This is a genomic window from Pseudomonas sp. (genome assembly GCF_050739655.1).
Lineage (GTDB): Bacteria > Pseudomonadota > Gammaproteobacteria > Pseudomonadales > Pseudomonadaceae > Aquipseudomonas.
Genome location: NZ_JBOIBY010000390.1, coordinates 1 through 2,303 on the forward strand (window position 1 = coordinate 1; position 2,303 = coordinate 2,303).

At 60.6% G+C, this 2,303-nt stretch carries 3 protein-coding genes; all 3 read left to right on the forward strand.

The features are described 5' to 3' along the window. The first annotated feature begins 117 nt into the window (after positions 1-117). The 3 genes from gshB (at position 118) to ACRESJ_RS18975 (ending at position 2,197) form a co-directional block, all read left to right on the forward strand. Positions 118-1,071, forward strand: coding sequence for a glutathione synthase (gshB, locus tag ACRESJ_RS18965; RefSeq protein ID WP_431759256.1), 954 nt, complete (start codon positions 118-120; stop codon positions 1,069-1,071). Between the two features lie 64 nt (positions 1,072-1,135). Next, the gene (locus ACRESJ_RS18970; RefSeq protein WP_431759257.1) at positions 1,136-2,035 is read left to right on the forward strand and encodes a TonB family protein; all 900 of its coding nucleotides are present in this window, start codon (positions 1,136-1,138) and stop codon (positions 2,033-2,035) included. Between the two features lie 24 nt (positions 2,036-2,059). Further along, positions 2,060-2,197, forward strand: a complete 138-nt coding sequence (locus tag ACRESJ_RS18975) for a hypothetical protein (RefSeq protein ID WP_020796739.1) — start codon at positions 2,060-2,062, stop codon at positions 2,195-2,197. The last annotated feature ends 106 nt before the right edge of the window (positions 2,198-2,303 follow it).

Consider the following 2,303-nt stretch of genomic DNA (forward strand, 5'->3'; position numbering starts at 1 on the left):
GGAGCGAGCCTGCTCGCGATGGAGTGTCAGTCGACATGCATGTAGCTGATACACCATCGCGAGCAGGCTCGCTCCCACAGTTGAACCCTTTTGCCCTTCATATCTGAGGAAACACCCATGAGCGTTCGCGTCGGGATTGTCATGGACCCTATCGCCAGCATCTCCTATAAAAAGGATAGCTCGCTGGCCATGCTGCTGGCCGCGCAGAAGCGTGGCTGGGAACTGTTCTATATGGAACAGCGCGACTTGTACCAGGCCGAAGGCCAGGCCCGGGCGCGGATGCGTCCGTTGAAGGTATTCGCCAACCCGGAAAAATGGTTCGAACTGGACGCCGAGCAAGATGCGCTGCTTAGCGATCTGGATGTGATCCTGATGCGCAAGGATCCGCCGTTCGACATGGAGTTCGTCTACTCCACCTATCTGCTCGAACAGGCCGAAAGCGCCGGCGTGCTGGTGGTCAACAAGCCGCAGAGCCTGCGCGACTGCAACGAGAAACTGTTCGCCACGCTGTTCCCGCAGTGCACGCCGCCGACCATTGTCAGCCGCCGCCCGGACGTGCTGCGTGAATTCGCCGATCATCACGGCGACGTTATCCTCAAGCCCCTGGACGGCATGGGCGGTTCTTCGATCTTCCGTCACACCGCCGGCCATCCGAACCTGTCGGTGATCCTCGAAACCCTGACCCTGCACGGTCAGCAACAGATCATGATCCAGGGTTACCTGCCTGCCATCGTCGATGGCGACAAACGCATCCTGATGATCGACGGCGAGCCGGTGGATTATTGCCTGGCGCGGATTCCTGCCGCTGGCGAGACCCGTGGCAACCTCGCCGCCGGTGGCCGTGGCGAGGCGCGTCCGCTGACCGAGAAAGACCGCTGGATTGCGGCGCAAGTTGGCCCGACCCTGCGCGAAAAAGGCCTGCTGTTTGTCGGCCTCGACGTGATTGGCGAGCACCTGACCGAAATCAACGTCACCAGCCCGACCTGCATCCGCGAGATTGATAACGCGTTCGGCACCGATATCGGCGGCCAGCTGATGGATGCCATCGATCAGAAGCTCAAGGCACGTTGAAAAGCCAAACCAACATTGCGTTATCATGCGCGGCCTGTGAAAACTCGATGTTGGTTTCCTTGTCATGACCCTCCCGTCCGATCTGCCCGCCGAACTCGCCCACTATGGCGTGCGCCCGGCCGATCGCCTCGGTTTTACCCTGTTTCTGGCGGCGCTGGTGCACCTGGCGCTGCTGCTGGGTGTCGGCTTTACGATGGTCGAACCCAAGCAGATCAGCAGAACCCTGGAAATCACGCTCGCCACCTTCAAAAGCGAGAAGAAGCCTGAAAAGGCCGACTTCCTCGCTCAGGAGAATCAGCAAGGCAGCGGCACCCTGGATAAAAAGGCCATCCCCAAGACCACCGAGGTCGCGCCTTTCCAGGACAACAAGGTGCAGAAAGTCACGCCCCCGCCAGCCGCCAAGCCTGAGGTGCAGGAAACCGCGCCCAAGGCTGCCGTGACCACCGTCGCCCCGAAGCCGAAAAAAGCCGCAACCAAAACCGAAGAACCCAAGCCCGTCACCAAGCCTGCGGTGGCGGCGCCGACGTTCGACACTGAACAGCTGTCCAGCGACATTGCGAGCCTGGAAGCCGAACTGGCCAAAGAACAACAGCTCTACGCCAAACGCCCGCGCATCCACCGCCTGAGCGCCGCCTCGACCATGCGCGACAAGGGCGCCTGGTATAAAGACGAGTGGCGTAAAAAAGTCGAGCGCATCGGCAACCTCAATTACCCTGACGAAGCCCGGCGCAAGCAGATCTACGGCAACTTGCGCCTGATGGTCTCGATCAACCGCGATGGCTCGCTGTATGAGGTGCTGGTACTGGAGTCGTCCGGACAACCGCTGCTGGACCAGGCGGCCCAGCGCATCGTGCGCCTGGCAGCGCCGTTCGCCCCCTTTACCGGGGACCTGTCGGACATCGATCGCCTGGAAATCATCCGCACGTGGAAATTTGCACGCGGCGACCGCCTCTCCAGTAACTGACCAGCACCCCTTGTAGGAGCGAGCATGTCGAATCGTCGCACCGTCGCGATGGTCGTCAACGATGACGCTGGCTGGCTGACACCCAACGCAGTATTCGAGTCCATCGCGAGCATGCTCGCTCCTACAGGTAAAGGTAAAGGTAAAGGTGCAGGTGCGGGGTGACCGATAATCAGTGCCCGCACCGCAACGCGCAGATAGCGCTATCCTTGGAAGATGTGCTCTTCGCCATCGGAGACATCTGATGATCAACGTACGCACTGCCCGCATG